Origin of the sequence: Micromonospora sp. LOL_025, assembly GCF_048060285.1 — a bacterium.
GTDB lineage: Bacteria > Actinomycetota > Actinomycetes > Mycobacteriales > Micromonosporaceae > Micromonospora.
This window is the reverse complement of sequence record NZ_JBHMIR010000080.1, coordinates 1-3299: the sequence shown is the minus strand read 5'-3', so window position 1 is coordinate 3299 and position 3299 is coordinate 1. Positions and strand designations below refer to the sequence as shown.

Sequence of the window (3299 nt, the reverse complement as noted above, 5' to 3'; positions counted from 1 at the left end):
GTGGTTCGCCGAGACCGGGGCACGGCGGGTGGACCTGCCCACGTACGCCTTCCACCGGGAGCGGTACTGGCTGCCGCCGGTCGGCCAGTCGGCCGACGTCTCGGGAGCGGGCCTCGGCGTGGCGCGGCACCCGCTGCTCGGCGCGGCGGTGTCGGTTGCCGGCGAGGACATGGTGGTGCTGACCGGCCGGCTGTCGGTGTCGACCCATCCGTGGCTGGCCGACCACGTCGTGTCCGGCGCCGTGATCGTGCCCGGCACCGCACTGGTGGACCTCGTCGTCCGGGCGGGCGACGAGGTCGGCGCCTCGCGTGTCCGTGAGCTGACCGTGCTCGCCCCGCTCGTGCTGCCCGCCAGCGGCGGCGGGGTACGGGTGCAGATCCGGGTGGGTACCGTCGACGGGACCGGCGTCCGTTCGGTGACCGTGCACTCCCAGCCCGAGGACGACCCGGAGTCGGGCTGGACCCGGCACGCCGACGGCCTCGTCGGCACCCCCGCCGCCGACGAGCCCACGCTGGGCGCGTGGCCGCCGCCCGGCGCGTCCGAGGTGGACGTGACCGGGTGGTACGCGACGGTGGCCGAGCACGGGCTCTCCTACGGGCCGGTCTTCCAGGGCCTGCGGCGGGCGTGGACCGCCGAGGGCGAGGTGTTCGCCGAGGTCGCCCTCCCCGACGAGGTGATCGGGGACCCGGCGGGCTTCGGGGTGCACCCGGCACTGCTGGACGCCGCCCTGCACCCGGTCGGGCTGCTGCCCGCCGACGAGACCGGCGGCGGGCCCCGGGTGCCGTTCGCGTTCGAAGGGGTGCAGGTCCACGCGGTCGGAGCACGCACGCTCCGCGTCCGCCTCACCGCCTCCGGCAGCTCCGTGCGGCTGGTCGCCGTCGACGAGACGGGTGCGCCGGTGGTGTCGGTGGACTCGCTGACGCTGCGCGAGCTGACCGGCATGGCGGCGCCCTCCGACGAGGCGCACCGCTCGCTGTTCGAGGTGTCCTGGCAGCCCGAACGGATCGCCGCGCCCGGCGGCGCGTACGACTGGGTTGTGGTCGGTGACCGTCCGCTCGACGGCGCTCCGCAGCTTCCGGCGTACGCCGAGGTCGCGGCGGTGGTCACGGCGGTGACGGACGGAAGCGCCCCCGCTCCCGCGGCACTGCTGCTGCCCGTCGCTCCGGCGGCGGCGGGGGCGGACGTGCCCGGCGCGGCGCGGTCGGTGACGGCCGACGTCCTCGGCGCGGTGCAGGCGTGGCTGGCCGCCGATTCCCTGGCGGACTCGCGGCTGGTCGTGCTGACCCGTGGCGCGGTGGCCACCGGCACGACCGACCGCGTCACCGACCTGGCGGGGGCGGCGGTCTGGGGCCTGCTGCGCTCGGCCCAGTCGGAACACCCCGGCCGGATCGTGCTGGCCGACCTCGAAGCCGGCGTCGACCTGGACCCCGACCTGCTGGCCCTGCTCGCCGCAGCCGCCGACGACCCGGGTGTCGGCGGGCAGCTCGCGGTGCGGGCGGGCACGGCGTACCTGCCGCGGCTGGTCCGCGCCACCGGCGAGGCGCGCACCCCGGCGACCCTCGGCCGGGGGACCGTCCTGGTCACCGGTGGCACCGGATCGCTCGGCGCCCTGGTGTCCGAGCACCTCGTTACCGCGTACGGCGTGCGTTCGCTGGTGCTGGCGTCCCGCCAGGGCGCGGCGGCCTCCGGCGCCGACCAGTTGGTGGAGCGGCTGACCGCGCTGGGCGCGGCCGTCCGGGTGGTCGCCACGGACGTGACCGATCGCGCCCGGGTCGGCGAGCTGGTCCGGTCGATCACCGACGAGGATCGCCTGGCCGGGGTGGTCCACACGGCCGGCGTCCTGGACGACGGCGTGGTCAGCGGGATCACCGCCGAGCGGCTGGCGGACGTGCTGGCCCCGAAGGTCACGGCGGGCTGGTGGCTGCACGAGGCGACCGCCGAGTTGGACCTCGACCTCTTCGTGCTCTTCTCCTCCGTCGCCGGGGTGCTCGGCTCTCCCGGCCAGGCCGCCTACGCCGCCGGCAACGCCTTCCTGGACGCCCTCGCCGTGCTGCGGGCGCAGCGCGGGCTGCCCGCCGTCAGCCTCGCGTGGGGCATGTGGGACACGGACGGCATGGCCGCGTCGATCAACGACGCCGACCGGGCCCGGGTGACCCGGGCCGGTCTGGTCCCGATGACCGCCCCGGTCGGGCTCGGGCTGTGGGACGCCGCCCTGACCCACGGCGGCGCGGCGCTGGTGCCGGCCGTGGTCGACCTGCCCGCCATGCGGGCGCAGACCGCTGCGGGCCGGGTGCCGGTGATGCTGCGGGCCCTGGTGGGGCCGGCCACGAAGCGTCGCCGCTCCGGCTCCGGAGCCTGGGTCGACCGGCTGGCCGGGCTCGACCCGCAGGAGGCGCGGACGCAGGTGGCCCTGCTCGTCCGCGGGATGGTCGCGCAGGTCCTCGGTCACGGCGGCGCCGACCAGGTGCCGGCGGACCGGGCGTTCCGGGAACTGGGCTTCGACTCGCTGACCGCCGTCGAGCTGCGCAACCGGATCAACAGCGCGACCGGGCTGCGGCTCACGTCGACGCTCGTCTTCGACTACCCGACCCCCGGCGCCCTGTCGGAGCACCTGTACGAGCAGCTCTCCGGCCAGGTCGCCGACCAGCAGCACGCCGTGCGGGCGACCACCGTCGACGAGCCGATCGCCATCGTGGGCATGGCCTGCCGCTACCCGGGCGGCGTGACAAACCCGCAGCAACTGTGGGACCTGGTCGCCGCCGGGGCCGACGGCATCGGCGAGTTCCCCACCGACCGGGGCTGGGAACTCGACCGGATCTTCCACCCCGACCCGGACAACCCCGGGACGTCGTACACCCGGCACGGTGGCTTCCTGTACGGGGCCGCCGAGTTCGACCCGGACTTCTTCGGCATCTCCCCGCGCGAGGCCCTGGCGATGGATCCGCAGCAGCGACTGCTGCTGGAGACCTCGTGGGAGACGTTCGAGTCCGCCGGTCTCGACCCGCAGCGGTTGCGGGGCAGCCGGACGGGCGTCTTCGCCGGCCTGATGTACCACGACTACGCCTCGGGCGTGCAGGACCTGCCCGAGGGCGTGGGCGGTTACCTCGGCACCGGCACCTCGGGCAGCGTGCTGTCCGGTCGGGTCGCGTACACGTTCGGCCTGGAGGGCCCGGCGGTCACGGTGGACACGGCGTGCTCGTCGTCGCTGGTGGCGCTGCACCTCGCCGTGCAGGCGTTGCGCAGTGGTGAGTGTGATCTGGCGTTGGCCGGTGGTGTGACGGTGATGGCGACGCCGGGGA

General features: G+C 75.8%; 1 pseudogene. It reads left to right on the top strand.

Annotated features, from left to right (window positions below):
- Window positions 1-16: 16 nt before the first annotated feature.
- A pseudogene (locus ACFHW0_RS31520) lies at window positions 17-3299 on the top strand (type I polyketide synthase); the annotation flags it as partial.